Raw genomic sequence first — 20,064 nt, forward strand, 5'->3', positions numbered from 1 at the left:
AGCCTTGAGCTTCAAGCCACCGCAAAAAGCTCTGGCGCGTATCGTGAGGGCGTTGCCTATCGCTCGTCCCTGCGAATGTAGGCCCCGCCACCGTCTCAAGCTGATCGACGCGACGACGATCTGTCCGCTTCGCACGACTTGCGCATCGTGGCGGCCGCATGTTGGGTAACACCCTCTCGCGCGGGGCCATGCAGCGCAGCGGGCTACCGTTTGGATCAACGAGCACCGAAGTCGAGCCAGTTCGTCCATGCAGGCACGTGGTACTGAAAGAGCGCACTTCTGGCGCGCCCATGATCTCGGCGCGGATTTGCTGCGTGCGAAGTTCGAAAAATTTTCCTATGATCTACATACGCACGACAGCGCATGCCTGGCCTTGATTACCGAAGGTTCGATCCGCATTCGTATGCCCGGCGCCGAGTTTGTGGCACGCAAAGGCGACCTTTACGCCATCGATCCGGACCAACCTCACGCCGGATGGCCCGTCGATCAGTCGGGTTGGAGTCAGCGAACGATCTACGTTGACCTGGGAGTCTTGCATTCCCGTGTCGCTGACATCGACGCGAAGGACCGCACGTTCTCAATCCGAGGCCCAATCATTCGCGACGAGACGCTTGCCGCGGCATTTGCCGGCTTACACACGCATTCGGAGACAGGGGGGCCGCGGCTTGAGCGCGACGAGGCCTATCTTCGCTTCGCGTGCAGGTTGTTTGCGCGACACACCGACCAAGGACCCTCTTCTGCCGTAACCGGCGTCGAGAACGCCGCAGTCAGGCGCGCCAAGGCGTATCTCGACTCTCGCCTTGATGAGCGCGTCAGTCTGTCCGAGATCGCCGCAGCCGCCAATCTTGCCCCCTTCCGGCTTTATCGTTCCTTCGAGCGCGAGACCGGCATGACACCGCACGCTTATCAGCGTCAGGCGCGTATTCGCCTCGCGCTGCAGCTTCTCCGGCACGGCAACGAACTGGCGGAGATCGCGGCAACAATCGGCTTCGCGGATCAGGCCCATTTCACGCGCAGCTTTCGAAGCCGCATGGGCATCACCCCAGGTGCTTATCGGGACGCTGTGCTTAGCCCGAGTTGATCCAGCTCATTTGAATCGGCCATATTTCCCAACGACCTTGCCGACTGTCTTGCGTGGTCCGTAGATGCCGACTCCGACATAAGACAGCGCGTTCGTCTCGACCCGCCCAACGGCCGCCCCGAAAGCGGAATAGTCGTTCGTTTGTTGGCCCTGCACCGGAAAGCCGATCACGGTTAACTCGCGGCTTAGCGCCTTCGCGCGAATGCCGGGAAGATCAGCCGACGCGGCGCCCAGTATGGTGATGCCGATCGGGATCAAGCCAGGATGCGCAACCCCCGACCCGTCCACCAGATCGGCGCCGGCCAGTTCCGGCTGGAGCTTGCCAAGGGTGAGGGCGATCACGGCTGCCGCGTTGGCGGCACGACCGGCCGGAAGGGCATCATCGACCACGATCACGCAACGGCCGGGTTCGATAGCTTCGTCAGTTTCGAGCATGTGAGTCCTTCAGGAGTATCGAGGAGCGGTTTCGGGCGCGTCGGAGCCTGCTGCGACAAAACGTTCGGGCGGGCGCGAACGCGGATCGGAAACCAGCATGGCGAACATCGCCGAGCAGAGTGCCAGCACGACCGAGCCGATCCACATGGCGTCATAACGAAGGAACAGATCGTAGGCGTAGCCGCCGAACCACGCGCCCGCAGCCGCTCCAAGGGCATGGCCCACGGTCAGGACACCCACGACCGAGCCGACGTTGGCCTTGCCAAAATGAGCCGCTGAAAGGCCGATCGTCGCCGGAAACGTGGCGTAGAAGGCAATGCCGACCAAGAATGAGAACGCCAGTAGCAACGGATAATCCGCGCCGACGAACAGCGGGATCACAAAGGCGATAGCGCGCAAAATGTAGATGGCGACCAGCAGTCTCCTGCGGTCGGATCGATCGGCGATAAATCCAGCGGAGACCATGCCGACGAGATTGAAGAGCGCGAAGATACCATAAGCGCCGGTAGCTGCACCCGTTGAGAACCCACAGATTTGCGCGAATGGAATCAGATGGGTTTCCACGATCCCTGTCGAGGTGAAGCCGCAAAGAGCGAAACTCCAGAACAGACCGTGGAATGCCCGCGTGGTGACAACCGGCTTCAGGCGCGTGAGGATGCCGCCTTGAGCCTCCTGCCCGACATCGCGGATCCGGGGCGGGTCGCGGCCGATGAAGACGCAGGCCAGCAAAGCCGCGAACGCGGCCAGGGCTGCGAAACCGAAGATCGCGGCGCGCCATCCGATCAATGGAAAGAAAGCCGCCAAAGCCGGGATAATCAGCAATTGCCCGCCCGTCGTACCCGACGTGGCAATCCCTGTAGCAAGACCTTGCCGGCTCTTCACTCGCCGCAGGACAAGGCTGCCGATGACCGGTAACGAGGCCAGGCCGAAACCAGCGCCGCTCAACAGGCCGTAGCCGAGGATGAAGCGCCAATAACTCGTCATGTAGGAGACGGCGATCAGACTGCCCGCAAGCGTCAAACAGCCGATCCCAAGAATTGGGCGGGCACCCCAGCGGTCAGCGGCATATCCGGCCAGCGGAACGGTGACAGCCATCACAACGAGCGCGAGCGATCCGACAACGGACACCTCGCTTCTCGACCATCCAAACTCGCGGGTCCATTCCTGCATCCCAAGGCCCAGGATCGCGCGCGTACCGAACGACACCGCGAGAGCCAGGAAAGCGACGGCGATCACTAATGGTACTTTATTGGGGGAAGGGCTCGTTTCCATCGCGTCATGTAAGGGGACCCCATCGAGGCGGTCTTGAACCCCATTGCGGAGCGCGAATTCACCTTCAACCGGCGCCGCGATCTGCATCGGCAATCTGGATGGGACTGGGTCCCGCTCGGACCCGCAAACCTGCAACGGCTCCTTGCAGGGCGCCATGGAGCTCCAGATGTTTCTGGAGATGCAACGTCAACCGAGCCGGCCGAGCCGGCCCCGAACCTATTGCCGCCACAAAGCCAGTTCTTTCCGAAACTTGTTCCCGATGGGGCTTTTTCGAAATCGATCGTCCGGGACGGAGAAACAGGAATCTCTTCGAACATCGTCGGATGCCCGATTTCAGTATGGCATGATGATCATCGGAACGCCTCAGGTCGGGCGGCTGCTGACGGACCACTTTGCTCGTCGAAGGCTTTGAGTTAGCGCTTATGGGGCGATATCCCTCCTTTGCCGCCGAAACTTCGTGTAGAAGAAGCGTGGAGCCGGGCGGCGGTCACAAGACTTTCGCGCGGAGCGACTAGATATCGTTCTCGCAACCCACGCGCCGCTCCGCAGGAGAGGAACTTTCATGAACCTCGCAGGCATCGCCGAAACCAGTGCCGGGCTGCGTGAGAAGCTCGCATTCGAGGCTCTGGTCCAGGCGTTGATTCCCGCCCCGGTCCGGCCCATGCGCGGGCGCTTCGACCCCAATGGCCGGGTTCTCGGCCGGATCGCCAATCTCGAAGTCCGTCTCGCCCGCTCCAAGGACGAGGTTCGCGCCGCCCAGGCGCTGCGATACCGCGTGTTCTACGAGGAAATGTCCGCCAAGCCGTCGGCCCTGCAGAAGCTGACGCGACGCGACAAGGATGGGTTCGATCGCTTCTGCGACCATCTTCTCGTGATCGACAAGGATCGCGGGGAAGGGGAGGTGGTCGGCACCTACCGCCTGATGCCGCCGGAGCGCGCTCGCCTTGCCGGCGGTTTCTATACGGCCTCCGAGTTTCAGATCGACGATCTCGTGGCGCGCCATCCGGCGAAGCGTTTTCTGGAACTCGGCCGCTCCTGCGTTCTGAAGGAATACCGCTCCAAGCGCACGGTCGAACTGTTGTGGCAGGGCATCTGGGCCTATCTCCAGGCCAACCGCATCGACGTTCTTTTCGGCTGCGCATCGCTGGAAGGCACCGACCCGGAGGCCCTGGCGCCGATGCTGGCGCTTCTCGGCCAAGCCGCGCCGCCGCCGGAGGAGTGGCGCGTCGGCGCGCAAGCTCACCGCGCCGTGCCGATGACCGGGCGGCCTGCGGTGGAGGACGGGCGCAAGCTTCTGGCGGCGTTGCCGCCGCTGGTGAAGGGCTATCTGCGGCTCGGCGGCTATATCGGACCCGATGCCGTGGTGGATGCGCAGTTCGGCACCACGGATGTCCTGATCGTTCTGCCGGTGGAGAATATCGGCGCACGCTACGTCGACTACTACGGCGATCCGAGCCGGCGGGCGGCCGCTTGAGTTAAGTGCCCCTCGGCCAGAGGATCAGTTGCTCTGGCCGATCCGCACGATGGAGCGGGTGGCCTGCTCCACGATCACCGGCTGGCCGCCGTAATAGAAGTAGACATAGGTCTTCTCGCCTTCGCAGGGGCTGAGCGCGACCGATGCGGGCACGGACGAGCCGAGCGTCGGCACGATCTTGAGCTGCGTATCCGCGACCGGGTTGTCCATCGCATATTGATAAACGTTGACGCGCGGCACCGCCGTCTTGGCTTCCGCCGCGGCGGCGAAGGATACGGTCGCCGGCATCAAGGCGGCGAGGATGACGAAGGGGGCGAGAATTCTTCTCTGCATCGAATTGTCCGAAGTCGCCGCGCACATTGGCTGGGGATTGCGCCGGCAATACGTCCTTGAACCCACGACGGGGATTTCCCGACAAAATCAGGAAAAGCCCCTTTTCGTTCCGTGCGAACCTATCACGCTCTATGACATTCGTTTGTTAAGAACTGTTGCATAGCCCCGAAGTCGCGGGCAAGGGCGCGCGTAGCTGGGGAAGGGCGCGCGTAGCTGGGGAAGGTCGCGCCCGCGCTCTGTCCAATGCCCGCGCCAGGCTTTATTGATGGCCTCGACCCTTGGGGAGGCGCGACGATTTCGGCACTGACGGTAGACGGCGGCGGCGGCGGTGCGCCGACGCCGATGATGGCGCAATATATCGAGATCAAGGCGGCCAATCCCGATTGCCTCCTGTTCTACAGGATGGGCGACTTCTACGAGTTGTTCTTCGAGGACGCTTCCGTCGCCGCCCGCGCGCTCGGCATCGCGCTGACCAAGCGCGGCAAGCATCTGGGCGCCGACATCCCGATGGCCGGCGTTCCCGTCGTGTCCGCCGACGATTACCTTGCCCGGCTCATCGGTCTCGGGCACCGGGTGGCCGTCTGCGAGCAGGTCGAGGACCCGGCGGAGGCCAAGAAGCGCGGCTCCAAATCCGTGGTGCGGCGCGACGTGGTGCGCCTCGTCACCCCCGGCACGATCACGGAGGAAACGCTTCTCGAACCCGGCCGGCCGAACCATCTGATGGCCCTGGCGCGGGTCGGCGGCGCTTATGCGATCGCCTATGCCGATCTTTCCACCGGCGCCTTCACCGTGCAGGAAAGCGAAGCCGACAGGCTTCTGGCCGATATTCGCGCCGTGGACCCGGCCGAGATCGTCATCTCCGACGCGCTGTTCCATGAGGAGGCGATGCGCCCCCTCGTTGCCGCGCTGGGCAAGCTCGCCCGGCCGGAGCCCGCCGCGCTTTTCGATTCGGCCACGGCGGAATCCCGGCTTTGCGCCTTCTACGAGGTTTCGACGCTTGCTGGTTTCGGTGCCTTCGGGCGCGCCGAGCTTGCCGCCGGCGCAGGGCTTCTCGCTTATCTGACGCGCACCCAGTTCGCGGCGCGCCCCGCCTTGGCGCGGCCCGCGAAGGTCGCGGCGGGCGAGGCGATGCTGATCGATCCGGCAACGCGCGCGAGCCTCGAACTGACGCGCTCGGTCGCGGGCCGGCGCGAGGGGAGCCTTCTCGCCGCCGTCGACCGCACGGTGACGGGCGTCGGCTCCCGGCTTTTAGGCGCGCGCATCGCCCGGCCCCTGACTGATCCGTCCGCGATCGGCGAGCGCCTCGATTCGGTCGGCTTCCTCGTCGGCGAACCGGGTCTGGTGCGCGCGTTGAGAGCGGTGCTGAAGGGCCTGCCGGATGCCGAGCGCGCCTTATCAAGGCTGGCGCTCGGGCGCGGCGGCCCGCGCGATCTCGGCAGCATTCTCGGCTTCCTTGGCGCGTCGCGCGAAACCGCCGCCCTCCTGGCCGCCGCTGCGCCGCCCGCCGAACTCGGGCAAGCCGCCCGAGGTCTCGCCGACCTGCCGGATGCGCTGGAACAGGAGCTTGGGAGCCTGCTGGCGGAAAGCCCGCCGCTTCTCAAACGCGACGGCGGCTTCGTGGCGATGGGCGCGATTCCCGCGCTGGACGAAGCGCGCTCGCTGCGCGACGAATCGCGGCGCGTCATCGCCGGGCTTCAGGTTTCCTATGCCGAAGAAACCGGCATCCGCTCGCTCAAGATCAAGCACAACAACGTGCTCGGCTATTTCATCGAAGTCGCTGAGGGACAGGCGGGGGCGCTGAACGGCACGGAGGAAGCGCGCCGCCGCTTCTTCCACCGCCAGACCATGGCGAACTGCATGCGGTTCTCGACCGACGAACTCGCCGGCCTCGAAGGGCGCATCGCGGAGGCCGCCGCCGATGCGCTGCGCCTGGAACTCGCTGCCTTCGACCGCTTGTCCGCGCTTGTGGTGGAGGCCGCCCCGGCTTTGCGCGAAGCGGCGGGCGCGGCGGCGGTGATCGATGTTTCGGCCGCGCTCGCCGATCTGGCGATCTCGGAAGACTGGACGCGGCCGGACGTGGACGACGGCCTGTCCTTCCGCATCGAAGGCGGGCGCCATCCCGTGGTGGAAGCGGCGTTGAAGGCCGCGCACGGCTCCTTCGTCGCCAACGATTGCGATCTTTCGCCCCCTTCAAGAGGGGCCAAGGGTGGGGCGATCTGGCTCGTCACCGGCCCGAACATGGGCGGCAAGTCCACGTTTCTGCGCCAGAACGCCATTATCGCGGTTTTGGCGCAAGCCGGCGCCTTCGTGCCGGCGGCCTCCGCCCGCATCGGCGTGGTGGACCGCTTGTTCAGCCGCGTCGGCGCCTCCGACGATCTCGCTGAAGGGCGCTCGACCTTCATGGTGGAAATGGTCGAGACCGCCGCGATCCTCAACCAGGCCGGCCCCCGCTCGCTCGTGATCCTCGACGAGATCGGCCGGGGCACCTCGACCTATGACGGGTTGTCGATCGCCTTCGCCTCCGTGGAGCATCTCCACGAGGTCAATCGCTGCCGGGCGCTTTTCGCCACTCATTTCCACGAGATGACGGCCCTGTCGGCGCGGTTGTCGCGTTTGTCCAACGCCACGATGCGCGTCAAGGAATGGGAGGGCGACGTCGTCTTCCTCCACGAGGTCCGGGCCGGCACTGCCGACCGTTCCTACGGTATTCAGGTGGCCAAGCTCGCCGGCCTGCCGGCGCGCGTCGTGGATCGCGCCCGCCACGTCCTGCGCGAGTTGGAAAAGACCGGGGAAGGCGAGCGGCGCACCGCCTTCATCGACGATCTGCCCTTGTTCTCGGCCGCCGTCCGGCGCGAGGCCGAGGCCCCCGCCGCGCCCGCCGGACCGCCGCCGGCGCTCGCAGCCCTCCAGGCGCTCGATCTCGACGCCTTAAGCCCGCGCGAAGCGTTGGACGCGCTTTACCGCCTGAAGGCCATGACGGCGGAGGACGGGAAGGCGGGTTAAGCCACCGGTCATTCCTCCACTCCTATTCTGGGGCGCGGATAACACGTATAGGGGCTCCCTCGTATGCGGGCTGCCATTGGCGCGACCGCTTCAGGACCCGACGATGCCCTCCAAGACCCGACAAGCCGCCACCGATGCCGAAGCCACGCCGATCACCGCGGTGGATGCCGGCCCGGTGGATCGCTTCCTCGATCGCGAGGCCCTTGCGCGTGACCTTTCCGCGCTGGCCGGCGGCGCTCAAGGCGGCGGGGGAACGCCGGAGGTCCGGGCCGGCGTGCAGAAGCTCCTGCGCGAGCGGATCGTGGCGGCGCGCAAGGCCGCCGAAGCGATGTTGTTTTCCGATGGCGGCGGGCTCGCCTGCGCCGCGCGCCTGTCGATCATCCAGGACGAGTTGATCCGCGCGATCTTCGATTTCGCGCAAGCCCATGTCTTCGACACGGTGAACCTGTCGGCCGCCGAGCGCATGGCGGTGGTGGCCGTCGGCGGCTACGGGCGCGGCACGCTGGCGCCGGGCTCCGACATCGATCTCCTTTTCCTTCTGCCCTACAAGCAGACGGCATTCGGCGAGCAGATCGTCGAATATCTCCTCTACATGCTGTGGGATCTCGGCTTCAAGGTCGGCCACGCGACGCGCTCAGTGGAGGAATGCATCCGCCTGTCGAAGAGCGACATGACGATCCGCACCTCCATTCTGGAACGGCGTCTCGTCACCGGCGAGGCCATGCTGTTCGAGGAACTATCTCAGCGCTTCATGAAGGAAGTGCAGGAGGGCACGGCCCGCGAATTCATTGCCGCCAAGCTCGCCGAGCGCGACGTGCGCCACACCAAGATCGGCGATTCCCGTTATCTGGTCGAGCCGAACGTCAAGGAGGGCAAGGGAGGGCTTCGCGACCTCAACACGCTGTTCTGGATCGCCAAGGACTTCTATCGCGTCGATAGCGAAGAGGAACTGGTCTCCCGCGGCGTCTTCTCGCGCCAGGAAGCACAGCTCTTCCACAAGGCGGCCGACTTCCTGTGGGCGGTGCGCTGCCACATGCATTTCCTCACGGCCAAGGCCGAGGAGCGGCTGAGCTTCGACATCCAGCCGGAGATCGCCGGCCGTCTTGTCTACAACGCCCATCCGGGCCTCCGGGAAGTGGAGCGCTTCATGAAGCACTACTTCCTGATCGCCAAGGATGTCGGCGATCTCACCGGCATCTTCTGTGCCGCGCTGGAAGAGGAACACGCGAAAGAAGCGCCGGGGTTGCGCGGTTTCGTGCGCTCCTTCCGCTCGCGCTCGCGCAAGATCCCCGGCACGCTCGATTTTCGCGTCGATAACGGCCGCATCACCGTGTCGGATCGCGACGTGTTTCAGCGCGATCCCGTCAACATCCTGCGCGTCTTCGCGCTCGCCGCCTCCCATTCGCTGGAATACCATCCGGACGCCCTGAAGCTCATCCGCCGCTCGCTGCGCCTCATCGACCGCGATCTGCGCGAGAACCGGCAGGCCAACCAGCTTTTCCTCGACGTTCTCAGCGACCGGACCGATCCCGAACTGCATCTGCGGCGCATGAGCGAGGCCGGCGTTCTCGGCCGCTTCATTCCCGATTTCGGCCGCATCGTCTCGATGATGCAGTTCAATATGTACCACCACTACACGGTGGACGAGCATCTGCTGCGCTCGATCGGCATTCTCGCGCGCATCGAGCGGGGCGAGTTGAAGGACGAGCTTCCCGTGTCCACGGAAGTCGTCGGCCATATCCGCGACCGCGTGCCCCTTTATGTCGCGCTCCTCCTCCACGACATCGCCAAGGGCCGGCCGCAGGACCATTCGGTGGAAGGGGCGCGCATCGCCCGCGAGCTTTGCCCGCGCTTCGGGCTGGACGAGAACGAGACGGAACTCGTGTCCTGGCTGGTGGAGGATCACCTCACCATGTCGATGACGGCGCAGCAGCGCGATCTCGGCGACCGGAAGACGATCCTCGATTTTGCCGAAAAGGTGCGGAGCCTGGAGCGCCTGAAGCTCCTGACAGTCCTCACCGTCTGCGACATACGCGCGGTCGGTCCCGGCGTCTGGAACGGCTGGAAGGGCCAGCTTCTGCGCACGCTCTACTACGAGACCGAGCCCGTTCTGACGGGCGGCTTCTCGCAGACCCCGCGCGCCAAGCGGCTGGAAGCGGCGCGCATCGCCTTGGCCGAGCGCTTGGCGGATTGGCCGGAAGCCGAGCGCGCCGCTTACATCGATCTCCACTACCAAAACTACTTCCTGACCGTGTCGATCGAGGATCAGGTGCGGCACGCTCAGTTCGTGCGCCGGGCGACGCGCAGCGGCGATCCGATCGCCACCGAAACGCGCACCGACGCCTTCGCCGCCGTCACCGAGATCACGGTTCTCTGCCCCGACCATCCGCGCCTCCTGTCGACGTTGACGGGCGGCTGCGCGGCGGCGGGCGCCAACATCGCGGACGCGCAGATCTTCACCCTTGCCGACGGGCGCGCGCTCGACGTCATCAACGTCAACCGCGCCTTTGCCGAGGATGCCGACGAGATGCGCCGCGCGGGCCGCATCGACGCCAACATCCGCGCGCTTCTCGACGGGCGCGCCGTGGTGCCGGCGCTGATGGCGCAGCGCCGCCCGGCGCGGGGCCCGCAAGCCTTCACCGTGCCCCCGCTGGTTGCGATCGACAACGCCCTGTCCAACAAGTTCACCGTGGTGGAGGTGGAAGGCCTCGACCGTCCGGGCCTCCTGTCGGACCTCACCGGCGCGCTCGCCGATCTCAATCTCGACATCCGCTCGGCTCATATCTCGACCTTCGGCGAAAAGGTGGTGGACGTCTTCTATGTCACCGACCTCACCAGCATGAAGATCGTGAGCCCGGCCCGCATGGAGCGGATCGAGCACCGCCTGACCCGCGTCTTCGAGGAACCGGAAGGGGAGGCGACGTCGCCCTCGCAGATGGACTCGGCCAAGGCTTTCGGGATACCGGCTGCCCGATGAGCCTTGCTGCCAAGTTCGCGACCGTCGGCGGAGCGACCCTTTTCTCTCGTATCTTCGGCTTCGGCCGGGAAATGATGATGGCCTCCGCGCTCGGCATCGGGCCGGTCGCGGACGCCTTCAACCTCGCTTTCCGCTTCCCGAACCTTTTCCGCCGCTTGTTCGCGGAAGGGGCGTTCAACTCCGCCTTCATTCCGCTCTTCGCGCGCAAGCTCGAAGAAGGCGGCGAGGAAGGCGCACGCGATTTCGCCACCGAAATCTTCTCCACGCTCTTCGTGGTGCTCACCCTCATCACCGTCGTCGCGATGATCTTCATGCCCTTCCTGGTGCAGACCATCATCGCGCCGGGTCTGGCGACCTGCGTCGACGACCCGGCCGTTTCGGCGGCCCAGGCGATCTCCTGCGCCGACCGCTACGCCATCACGGTGGCCTATTCGCGCATCATGTTCCCCTACCTCGCCTGCATGTCGATGCTGGCGATGGTGTCGGGCATCCTCAACGCCTTTCGCCGCTTCTTCGCCGCCGCCGTCGCGCCCTCGCTCCTCAACTTCATCCTGATCGGGGTTCTGGCCTGGGGCTTCTACGAAAAGGCGCCGCAGCGCGAGGTCGGTTTCCTGATGAGCTGGGGCGTTCTCGCGGCCGGCGTCGCGCAACTCGCCATGGTGACGGTGGCGATGCGCATCGCCGGCTTCAGCGTGTCGCTCCGCCGCCCCCGCTGGACCAAGAACCTGAAGCGGCTCCTCGTGCTCGCCGCGCCGGCCGCGCTGATCGGCGGCATCACGCAGATCAACCTTTTCGTCGGGCAGGCCATCGCGTCCTACAAGCCGGGCGCGGTGTCGATCCTGCAATATGCCGACCGGCCCTATCAGTTGCCGCTCGGCATGGTGGGCGTCGCCATCGGCGTCGTGCTTCTGCCCGAACTCGCGCGCTCCCTGAAGGCCGGCCGGCTGGAGGAAGCGCAGCACACGCAGAACCGGAGCCTGGAGTTTGCGCTCTTCCTCACCGTTCCGGCGGCGGTGGCGCTCTTCATCATTCCCGACCCGATCATCCGCCTGATCTACGAGCGCGGCGCGTTCGAGACCTCCACCACCCATCTCGTGGCGGCGGTACTCGGCATCTATGCGCTCGGGCTTCCCGCCTTCGTTCTCATCAAGGTCTTCTCGCCCGGTTATTTCGCCCGCGAGGACACCAAAACGCCGATGATCGTGACGGGCGCTTCGGCCTTCGCCAACATCGCTTTGTCGCTCGCCTTGTTCTTCGTACTCGCCGAACGGGGCATCGCCTGGGCGACGACGCTCGCCGGCTGGCTGAACGCCGCGCTCCTGTTCGAGGGATTGCGCCGGCGGGGCTTGTGGGAACTCGACCGGGCCCTGGTGAAGCGCGCCGCGCTCGTGGTGCTTTCCGCCGCCCTGATGGGCGTCGCCCTGGTGTTCCTCCAAAGGCAGCTCGGTGCCTGGACGGGGCCCGGCTCCAGCGTGCCGCACCAGATCGTGGCGATCCTGATCCTCGTGACCGTGGCGATGGTGGTTTATTTCGCGCTCACCGTCGCGACCGGCGCGGTGGATCGCAGCATGCTGAAGCGCCTTTTGAAAGGGCGGCGCAAGCAGACGGCGGCTTGATCTCCGGCCGCCTCGCGGTGCATAGAGCGGCCCGGTTCGCGGGATGATTTTTCGCGATGGCTTCGTGTTTTGAAAAGGGCCGCGCGATGACGCAGGACACCCATGGCGGCTTCGGCCCCCGCGTCTTTTCCGGCATCCAGCCCACCGGCAATCTGCATCTCGGCAACTATCTCGGCGCGATCAAGAAGTTCGTCGCCATGCAGGAAAGCCACGACTGCATCTTCTGCGTCGTGGACCTCCATGCCCTGACCGCCCAGCTCGTGCAGGACGATCTCGTGTCGCAAACGCGCCAGATCGCCGCCGCCTATATCGCCAGCGGCATCGACGCCGAGAAGCATATCGTCTTCAACCAGAGCCGGGTGTCCGGCCATGCCGAACTCGCCTGGATTTTCAACTGCGTGGCGCGCATCGGCTGGATGAACCGCATGACGCAGTTCAAAGACAAGGCCGGCAAGGACCGCGAGAACGCTTCGCTGGGGCTTCTCGCCTATCCGAGCCTGATGGCCGCCGACATCCTTCTCTACCGCGCGACGCATGTGCCCGTCGGCGACGACCAGAAGCAGCATCTGGAACTTGCCCGCGACATCGCCACGAAGTTCAACAACGACTTCTCCGCCCGTATCGAGGCGGCGGGCCTCGGCGTTCCGATGGCGATGGGCGAGGCGCGTGTGAACGGCTACTTCCCCTTGACCGAGCCGATGATCGAGGGGCCGGCGACGCGCGTCATGAGCCTCAAGGACGGCGCCAAGAAGATGTCGAAGTCGGACCCGTCGGACCTGTCGCGCATCAACCTCACCGACGATGCCGACGCCATCGCCAAGAAGATCCGCAAGGCCAAGACCGATCCCTATGCCTTGCCCGACAGCGTGGAAGGCTTGGCCAACCGGCCGGAAGCTGACAATCTCGTCGGCATCTTCGCGGCTCTCGCCGGCAAGACCAAGGCGGAGGTGATCATTGAACAGGGCGGCAAGCAGTTCTCCGAGTTCAAGCCGGTGCTGGTGGATCTGGCGGTGGAAAGCCTCGGCCCCGTCACCGACAACATGCGCCGCATCATGGCCGACCCCGCCGAGATCGACCGCGTCCTGAAACGCGGCGGCGAGCGCGCGAACGAGATCGCCCATCGCACCATGGCCGACGTGAAGAAGATCGTCGGGCTCCTGGATAGCTGATCTCAACCATCGGGGTCTGCGAACAGGGACCGCAGATCGCGGCCGGCATAGGCGATGCGCAGGACGGTCACCCGATCATCGTCCACTCGGTAGGCGATCACGGCGCGCTTCTCGAAGGGCGTCGTGCGAACGATCTCGTTCGTCCCTGCCAAGACCTGGCCTCGATGCGGCATATGCGCGAAGCGCAGGCAATGTTCGCGAAGTCGTCTGACGAAGCCGATCGCGTTCGACGGGCTATCCTCGGCGATGGCTTCGTAGATGAGATCGAGGTCCTTTTCGGCAGCGCGGTGAAAGACGACGGCTCTCGTCATTCCATCTTGCCGTGGCGCTCGAGATGCTTGCGCTCCAAGCGCTCGAAGACCTCCTCCATGGGAACGGGAGGCTGCGGATCGTCCAAGGCTTCCTGCACCATGCGCCGAAGTGTTTCGTTGAGAACGGCTTCCTCGCGCTCCAGGGCCCGCAACCCTGCGCGCACGATCTCGCTTGCGCTTGCATAGGTGCCCGAGGCGAGACGCTCGTCCACCACCCTCTGCTGGGCCCCGAGCGTGACGGTGAGGGTACGGGGGGAAGTCTTCGGCATAGGTGGAATGTAAGACATTGTCTTACGAACGCAACGCCTCTCCCAGCCGCTTGCTGCTCGTCGCGGCATCTGCATATGTCATGCCCATGGTATCCATGCGACTTGGCCGGCAAGCCGGCGGCAAACGCAAGTTTCTGGCGGTGATCGACGAGACGCCCGAATGCGGGCGGGCGGCGGCCTATGCCAGCCGCCGCGCCAAGGCGAGCGGGGGCGGCGTCGTGCTTCTCTACGTGGTGGAAGCGGGCGACTTCTCCCATTGGCTGGGCGTCGAGGAGATCATGCGCGCCGAAGCCGCGTCCGAGGCCAATGCCAAGCTGTCGCGCGTCGCCGAGGACATTCGCGAGAAGGTCGGCATCGAGCCGGAGATCGTGACGCGCGAGGGAAATGTGGCGGAAGAAATCCTCTCTGTCATCGAGGCCGACCGCGAGATCATGATTCTTGTTCTGGCGGCTGGCCTTTCCAGCGAAGGGCCGGGGCCGCTCGTCACCTCCATCGCCGGCAAGCCCGGCGCCTTTCCGATTCCCGTGACCATCGTGCCGGGCTCCCTCACCGACGAGGAAATCGACAATCTCTGCTGAGGGCTCATCGAGGGTGAACGGCGCGTCGCTCTTTCATCGAGCCTTGCTAAGGATTATCTGAACGGTTCGAACGTTTCCGCCGCCCTTGTCGCGGCCGCCCGCTTGGAGCCGGACACCATGTTCATCCAGACCGAAACCACCCCGAACCCGGCGACCCTGAAGTTCCTACCGGGCCGCGTCGTCCACGAGGACGGCGCCGTGGAATTCCTGACGCGCGAGGATGCCGAAATGCGCTCGCCGCTCGCCGCGCGACTGATGACGGTACCGGGCGTGTCGGCCGTGTTCTTCGGTTTCGACTTCGTCACTGTCACCAAGGAGACCGGCGACTGGGCGCATCTGAAGCCCTCGATCCTCGCCGCCCTGATGGAGCATTTCGTCGCCAACGAGCCGGTGATGGCTCCGCATGGCGCAGCTCACGCTTCGGCGGATGCGGGAGAAGAGTTCTTCGCCGAGGACGAGGCGCCGATCGTGGAAGCGATCAAGGAGCTTCTCGACTCGCGGGTCCGTCCGGCCGTCGCGCAGGATGGCGGCGACATCACCTTCCGCGGCTTTCGCGATGGCACGGTCTACCTGAACATGCGCGGCTCTTGCTCGGGCTGCCCGTCTTCCACCGCGACGCTGAAGCACGGCATTCAGAACCTCCTGCGCCATTTCGTGCCCGAGGTGGAAGCCGTCGAGGCGATCTGAGGACGATTAGGGGGTTGGGCCTTCTGCTTGCCATCGACACGGCCGGCTCGCGTTGCCAAGTGGCCGTCGCCGATGAATCCGGCGCGGTTCTGGCCAAGCGCGAGCCCGATCTCGGGCGCGGCCATGCCGAACATCTGGCCGGGCTCGTGCGCGACGCCTTAAGCGAAGCTGGGGCGTCTTTCGCCGATCTTTCCCGCATCGCCGTGACGGTCGGGCCGGGCTCCTTCACGGGGCTCCGGGTCGGCGTCGCGGCGGCGCGTGGCTTTGCCCTGGCACTCGGCGTTCCAGCCGTCGGCGTTTCCACGCTGGAAGCCTTGGCCGAGCCGCATCGAGGGCGAGGGCCGGTTCTTTGCCTTCTCGATGCCAAACGCGGCGAAGCCTATGCCGCCTGTTATGCGGCGGACGGGGAAGCGCTTCTTGCCCCTTCTGCAATCCCGCTCGAAGCTCTCGGCGAGGCGGTTTCGGCCTTGCCTCGCCCTGCCGCGATCGCGGGAAGCGGGGCCTTTCTTCTGGACGGGCTGACCGCTTTCGCCGAAATTCCGCGCTTTGCGCCCGATGGCCATGTCGAGATCGCGTCCGTGGCGCGTCTTGGCCTCGGGAAATCCGTTATCGAACCGCCGCGCCCGCTTTATCTGCGCGGCGCCGACGCCAAGCCGCAAAGCCGGACGGTTTCGCTTCTGGCATGAGGTTCTCAGCCTTCGTCCGCACGAGCGGATGACAGAGCCGCGCGAGCGGGCGCTCCAGCGCGAAATGGCAGAGGATGCCGACCAACGCCGAGGCGAGAATCGCAAGCGACATATAGGCGATCGCGGCCGAGCCGACGGCTTCCGGCCCGACCTTCTTCCAGGCCACCTGCACCACGGGAATCGTGAAGAGGTGCGTCAGGTAGATCGAATAGGACGCATCGCCGAGAAGCTTGAGGAGCGGCAGGCTGGCTGATCCTTTCGCGCGATGGAGAAACACCGCGCCCGCGACGATCATGGCGGCGGGAATGCCCGCGACGAGCCAGCGCGGATCGGGATGCGCGCCGCTCGAAACCACGCCGAGCGTGCCGACGAGGATCATGAGGCCCGAAACCCCCAGTGGAAGCCTGATGCCGCGCGTATAGGCGGCTCCGATCGCCAGGCCGCAGGCGAATTCCATGAGAATCGGGTCGGTATAGAAACCGGCGATGCCCTGAGGTCGCAGAAGGATGCCGATGCTCGACAAAGCGAGAAGCGCTCCGGCGATCGCCTTAAAGCGATGCTCAAGCGGCAGGAAAAGGCCCAGCGCGAACAGCGCATAGAAGGCCATCTCGTAGTTCAGCGTCCAGCCGACGAAAAGCAGCGGGTTCAACGCACCGAGCGTCGGATGGGGATAGGCGACGAACAGAAGCGAGGCGAGGAGATGGTCGCCCCGCAGCACCGTGCTCGACAGGAGACCGGGCAGGACCAGCGCCACACCGGCCAGAAGCACCGTGAGAAGCCAGTAGAGCGGCGCGACGCGGATCAGGCGCTTCAGGACGAAATCGGCCGGGCCTCCATTTCCCTCGCGCGTCGCGGTCCAGATGATGAAGCCGGAAATGGCGAAGAAGATGTCGACCCCGGCCTGACCCCAGCCGAAGCTCGGCAGAACCGCGCCGGGCCCGAGCCGTCCCGTTCCGTCGCCGACATGAAAGAGCACCACCATCATCGCGGCGATGCCCCTGAGATACTGGACGTTGAGGATCATCGCCGGCACCCTTCGAACCGCTTCTTTTCTACCCCGCCGGGGCTTTCGGCGAAGGTTACGAAGCGTTTGCCTTCCGGCCCTTCTCGTGGGGCCGGTTAACGCTTCCTTGCCTCTGCGCGCTCGATGTTGTGTCGCGGGGCAGGCGCTCTTGCCCTGGGGGGCGGGCAGCGTGATACTCGAACTGCCTCGCAAATTGGCATCGGGGGGAAAGGGGCGTCGATGTACTGGTATCTGCCCTGGGTTTGGACGGCGTCGTTCTGGGACAATCTCGTCGGCGGCGGGCAGACGGTCGCGACCGAGCTTTCGTCGGATGAGGTCGATTACGCGGCCGAGCTTCATTCGGAAGCTTTCGACCGCGCATGGTCGGGCGACGAGTTTGCCGCGCTTCTCGCCACGCCCGGCACCTTCGGTTTCATCGCCCGGCGTGTCGGCCATCCCGAAGCGCCGCCGGTCGGCGTGGTTCTGGTGCGCGAAGCGGCGGACGAGGCCGAAATCCTCACCATCGCCGTGTCGAAGCGGGCGCGGGGGCAGGGCATCGGACGGCTTCTAATGGACAACGTCCTCCAGCGCCTCCATGCCGAGCGCGTCGCCAGCCTGTTTCTGGAGGTGGACGAGGAGAACGCCGCCGCGCTCGCGCTCTACCGGCGCCTGCGCTTCGAGGAGGTCGGCCGGCGCCCGGCTTACTACGCCGACGCCAACGGCCGGCGCACCAGCGCCCTTGTTCTGAAGCGCGCCCTTCGTTAGAGGGGCGCGTTCTCTCCAGCTTCGGGACGCTCGCTGCTTCGTGGACATTTCCCCGTGATCGCGCGGCTGCGCATCGGCGTCGTCGCGATCATCCTCACCGGCATGACACTCTGGCTCTGGCCGCTCCAGGCGCTGGCGATGCGGCGCGGCTGGCGTCTCGCCCGCCGCCTGCCATGGATCTGGCACCGCGTTGCCGCGCCCGTGACGGGGTTGAAGGTTCGCACGGTTGGCCGGCCTGCCGAGGCGAGACCTCTCCTTCTCGTGTCCAATCACCAGTCCTGGGCCGACATCATCGCGCTCGGCAGCGTGATGGAGCTTTGCTTCATCGCCAAGGCCGAGGTGCAGAACTGGCCGGGCTTCGGACTTCTGGCCCGGCTTCAGCGCACCGTCTTCGTCGCCCGCGAGGAGCGTCGGCGCACGGGGCAGCAGGCGGACGAGATCGCCGAGCGGCTTCTCCTTGGCGACGCGATGGTGCTTTTCGCGGAGGGCACGACCTCCGACGGCAACGGCGTCCTGCCCTTCCGAACGGCGCTTTTCGGCGCGGCGGAAGCGGCGCTGCGGCGTTCGGGTCAGGCGGAGATCGTTGTGCAGCCGGTGGCCGTCGCCTATGTCGCGGCCAATGGATTGCCGCTCGGGCGCTATGGCCGGCCGCTCGCCGCTTGGCCGGGTTCGGTGCCGCTAATGCCGCATCTGCCGCGTTTCCTGTCGGAGGGCTCGGTGGAAGCGGAAGTCAGCTTCGGCACGCCGATTCGTTTCCCGGCGAACGGTGATCGCAAGGCGCTCGCAAGAACCTGCGAAGCCGAGGTTCGCCGGCTGCTTCTCGCCAGTCTTCAAGGCGAGAACCGGCGGCCGGGCGGGCTTGTCGCCGTGACGCACCCGCAAACGGCGCTTGCTTCCGGGCCGGCCGAGGCGGATACTGCGTGCTTGGCGGACGAGGTTTATCAGAAAGGCGCATGACGCTGCGAAACGAATTGCCGGTCCCGGCTGATGCCGGGGATGCGCGAGCGGCCGAGACGGCCCTGCCGACCAAGAAGGTCTTCATCAAGACCTACGGCTGCCAGATGAACGTCTATGATTCGCAGCGCATGGGCGATGCCTTGGCGGGCGAAGGCTTTGCGCCGACGGAGCGGATCGAGGATGCCGACCTCGTGCTCCTCAACACCTGCCATATCCGCGAAAAGGCGGCGGAAAAGATCTATTCCGAACTCGGCCGTATCCGCCTCCTGAAGGCGGAAGCGGCAAGGGAGGGCCGCAACGTCAACGTGGCCGTTGCTGGCTGCGTGGCGCAGGCCGAAGGCGCCGAGATCATCAAGCGCGCGTCCGTGGTGGATCTCGTGATCGGCCCGCAGACCTATCACCGCCTGCCGCAGGCTCTCGCCCGCGTGCGCGGCGGCGAGCGCGTGGTGGACACCGACTATGCGGTGGAAGACAAGTTCGACCATCTGCCGAAAGCCGGCGCGCAGGAGATCCGCCGTCGCGGCGTCGCGGCCTTCCTCACCGTGCAGGAAGGCTGCGACAAGTTCTGCACCTTCTGCGTCGTGCCCTATACCCGCGGCGCAGAAGTGTCGCGGTCGGTGGAAGCGATCCTCGACGAGGCGAGGGGGCTCGCGCAGGCCGGCGTGCGCGAGGTGACGCTGCTCGGCCAGAACGTCAATGCCTGGGCCGGCGAGTACGAAGGGCGAGCGGTCGGGCTCGGCGGTCTCCTGCGTCTTCTGGCCGAAATCCCCGGCATCGCGCGGCTGCGCTACACGACCTCCCATCCGCGCGACATGGACGACGCGCTGATCGAGGCCCATCGCGACCTCGATATCCTGATGCCTTACCTGCACCTGCCGGTGCAGTCGGGGTCGGATCGTATCCTGAAGGCCATGAACCGCCGCCACAAGGCGGAGGATTACCTGCGCCTCGTGGACCGCATCCGCGCCGCGCGGCCCGGCATCGCCATGTCGGGCGACTTCATCGTCGGCTTTCCCGGCGAAACCGACGAGGATTTCGAGGCGACGATGCGGATCGTGCGCGATGTCGGCTATGCGTCCGCCTTCTCGTTCAAATATTCGCCGCGCCCCGGAACGCCCGCCGCCGACATCGATGCGCAGGTGCCGGATGCGGTGGCGACCGAGCGTCTGGATCGCCTACAGGGCCTGATCCGCGCCCAGTCGACCGCCTTCATGGAAAGCCTTGTCGGCACCCGGATGGACGTTCTGGTGGAGAAGACCGGGCGCTACGATCACCAGATGGTCGGCCGCTCGCCGTATCTCCACCCGGTTGTTCTGGCCGCATCGGCCGGCGCGGTCGGGGATGTCGTCAGCGTTTCCATCGCCCGCAACGGGCCCAATTCCCTGATTGCCGTCGGTGGCGAGCCCGAAGCCGCCGAACTCTCGTCATTGAGGAAGATCGCTTGAGGG

The 20,064-nt window shown here is 65.6% G+C and carries 18 protein-coding genes; 12 read left to right on the forward strand and 6 right to left on the reverse strand.

The genetic code is table 11. The features are described from left to right. The first annotated feature begins 247 nt into the window (after nt 1–247). The gene (locus F9929_RS11185; RefSeq protein ID WP_152046657.1) at nt 248–1,081 is read left to right on the forward strand and encodes an AraC family transcriptional regulator; all 834 of its coding nucleotides are present in this window, start codon (nt 248–250) and stop codon (nt 1,079–1,081) included. Nucleotides 1,082–1,087: 6 nt separating this feature from the next. Here F9929_RS11185 and F9929_RS11190 read toward each other — a convergent pair whose 3' ends face one another. Next, complete coding sequence (locus F9929_RS11190) at nt 1,088–1,516, reverse strand: DUF2000 domain-containing protein (protein ID WP_152046658.1); 429 nt, start codon at nt 1,514–1,516, stop codon at nt 1,088–1,090. A gap of 9 nt (nt 1,517–1,525) precedes the next feature. Further along, the gene (locus tag F9929_RS11195; RefSeq protein ID WP_210251331.1) at nt 1,526–2,875 is read right to left on the reverse strand and encodes an MFS transporter; all 1,350 of its coding nucleotides are present in this window, start codon (nt 2,873–2,875) and stop codon (nt 1,526–1,528) included. A gap of 475 nt (nt 2,876–3,350) precedes the next feature. On the opposite strand from F9929_RS11195, the gene F9929_RS11200 reads away from it, so the two are divergent. Then, complete coding sequence (locus F9929_RS11200) at nt 3,351–4,262, forward strand: GNAT family N-acetyltransferase (RefSeq protein ID WP_152046660.1); 912 nt, start codon at nt 3,351–3,353, stop codon at nt 4,260–4,262. A 24-nt stretch (nt 4,263–4,286) separates the two neighbouring features. Here the strand turns inward: F9929_RS11200 and F9929_RS11205 are convergent, their stop codons facing one another. After that, a complete protein-coding gene (locus F9929_RS11205) occupies nt 4,287–4,595 on the reverse strand; it encodes a hypothetical protein (RefSeq protein WP_152046661.1) in 309 nt (102 codons plus the stop codon). A gap of 342 nt (nt 4,596–4,937) precedes the next feature. Between F9929_RS11205 and mutS the strand changes: the two genes are divergently transcribed. The 4 genes from mutS (at nt 4,938) to trpS (ending at nt 13,360) form a co-directional block, all read left to right on the forward strand. Continuing rightward, the gene (mutS, locus tag F9929_RS11210; protein WP_152046856.1) at nt 4,938–7,598 is read left to right on the forward strand and encodes a DNA mismatch repair protein MutS; all 2,661 of its coding nucleotides are present in this window, start codon (nt 4,938–4,940) and stop codon (nt 7,596–7,598) included. A gap of 103 nt (nt 7,599–7,701) precedes the next feature. Beyond that, nucleotides 7,702–10,575: a [protein-PII] uridylyltransferase gene (locus tag F9929_RS11215; RefSeq protein ID WP_152046662.1), complete on the forward strand. Its 2,874-nt coding sequence runs from the start codon at nt 7,702–7,704 to the stop codon at nt 10,573–10,575. Next, the gene (murJ, locus tag F9929_RS11220) at nt 10,572–12,191 is read left to right on the forward strand and encodes a murein biosynthesis integral membrane protein MurJ (protein ID WP_152046663.1); all 1,620 of its coding nucleotides are present in this window, start codon (nt 10,572–10,574) and stop codon (nt 12,189–12,191) included. The genes F9929_RS11215 and murJ overlap by 4 nt, the downstream gene beginning before the upstream one ends. 56 nt (nt 12,192–12,247) lie before the next feature. Then, nucleotides 12,248–13,360 (forward strand): tryptophan--tRNA ligase, encoded by a 1,113-nt coding sequence (gene trpS, locus F9929_RS11225; protein WP_407922222.1) that lies wholly within the window; start codon nt 12,248–12,250, stop codon nt 13,358–13,360. Between the two features lie 2 nt (nt 13,361–13,362). Here the strand turns inward: trpS and F9929_RS11230 are convergent, their stop codons facing one another. Together F9929_RS11230 and F9929_RS11235 are read right to left on the reverse strand one after the other, a co-directional pair. Continuing rightward, complete coding sequence (locus F9929_RS11230; RefSeq protein ID WP_152046664.1) at nt 13,363–13,671, reverse strand: type II toxin-antitoxin system RelE/ParE family toxin; 309 nt, start codon at nt 13,669–13,671, stop codon at nt 13,363–13,365. Continuing rightward, nucleotides 13,668–13,940: a type II toxin-antitoxin system ParD family antitoxin gene (locus F9929_RS11235; RefSeq protein ID WP_152046665.1), complete on the reverse strand. Its 273-nt coding sequence runs from the start codon at nt 13,938–13,940 to the stop codon at nt 13,668–13,670. The genes F9929_RS11230 and F9929_RS11235 overlap by 4 nt, the downstream gene beginning before the upstream one ends. Before the next feature lie 86 nt (nt 13,941–14,026). On the opposite strand from F9929_RS11235, the gene F9929_RS11240 reads away from it, so the two are divergent. The 3 genes from F9929_RS11240 to tsaB all read left to right on the forward strand — a co-directional run bounded on the left by F9929_RS11240 (nt 14,027) and on the right by tsaB (nt 15,891). Further along, entirely contained in the window at nt 14,027–14,518 is a 492-nt protein-coding gene (locus F9929_RS11240) for a universal stress protein (protein ID WP_152046858.1), read from the forward strand. A 117-nt stretch (nt 14,519–14,635) separates the two neighbouring features. Beyond that, a complete protein-coding gene (locus F9929_RS11245; RefSeq protein ID WP_152046666.1) occupies nt 14,636–15,205 on the forward strand; it encodes a NifU family protein in 570 nt (189 codons plus the stop codon). Between the two features lie 14 nt (nt 15,206–15,219). Further along, a complete protein-coding gene (tsaB, locus tag F9929_RS11250; RefSeq protein WP_152046667.1) occupies nt 15,220–15,891 on the forward strand; it encodes a tRNA (adenosine(37)-N6)-threonylcarbamoyltransferase complex dimerization subunit type 1 TsaB in 672 nt (223 codons plus the stop codon). On the opposite strand, the gene F9929_RS11255 is transcribed toward tsaB, so the two are convergent. Further along, nucleotides 15,812–16,915 carry an acyltransferase family protein gene (locus F9929_RS11255; RefSeq protein ID WP_193227710.1) on the reverse strand — a complete coding sequence of 368 codons (1,104 nt, stop codon included), beginning with the start codon at nt 16,913–16,915 and terminating at the stop codon, nt 15,812–15,814. The two genes, tsaB and F9929_RS11255, sit on opposite strands and share 80 nt — an antisense overlap. A 219-nt stretch (nt 16,916–17,134) precedes the next feature. On the opposite strand from F9929_RS11255, the gene F9929_RS11260 reads away from it, so the two are divergent. The 3 genes from F9929_RS11260 to miaB are packed head-to-tail and all read left to right on the forward strand — an operon-like array spanning nt 17,135 to nt 20,061. Further along, nucleotides 17,135–17,659 carry a GNAT family N-acetyltransferase gene (locus tag F9929_RS11260; RefSeq protein WP_152046669.1) on the forward strand — a complete coding sequence of 175 codons (525 nt, stop codon included), beginning with the start codon at nt 17,135–17,137 and terminating at the stop codon, nt 17,657–17,659. Between the two features lie 54 nt (nt 17,660–17,713). Beyond that, the gene (locus F9929_RS11265; protein ID WP_152046670.1) at nt 17,714–18,616 is read left to right on the forward strand and encodes a lysophospholipid acyltransferase family protein; all 903 of its coding nucleotides are present in this window, start codon (nt 17,714–17,716) and stop codon (nt 18,614–18,616) included. Next, entirely contained in the window at nt 18,613–20,061 is a 1,449-nt protein-coding gene (gene miaB / locus F9929_RS11270) for a tRNA (N6-isopentenyl adenosine(37)-C2)-methylthiotransferase MiaB (protein ID WP_152046671.1), read from the forward strand. The genes F9929_RS11265 and miaB overlap by 4 nt, the downstream gene beginning before the upstream one ends. Nucleotides 20,062–20,064 lie beyond the last annotated feature (3 nt).

Source organism: Aureimonas psammosilenae (genome assembly GCF_009176975.1).
Lineage (GTDB): Bacteria > Pseudomonadota > Alphaproteobacteria > Rhizobiales > Rhizobiaceae > Plantimonas > Plantimonas psammosilenae.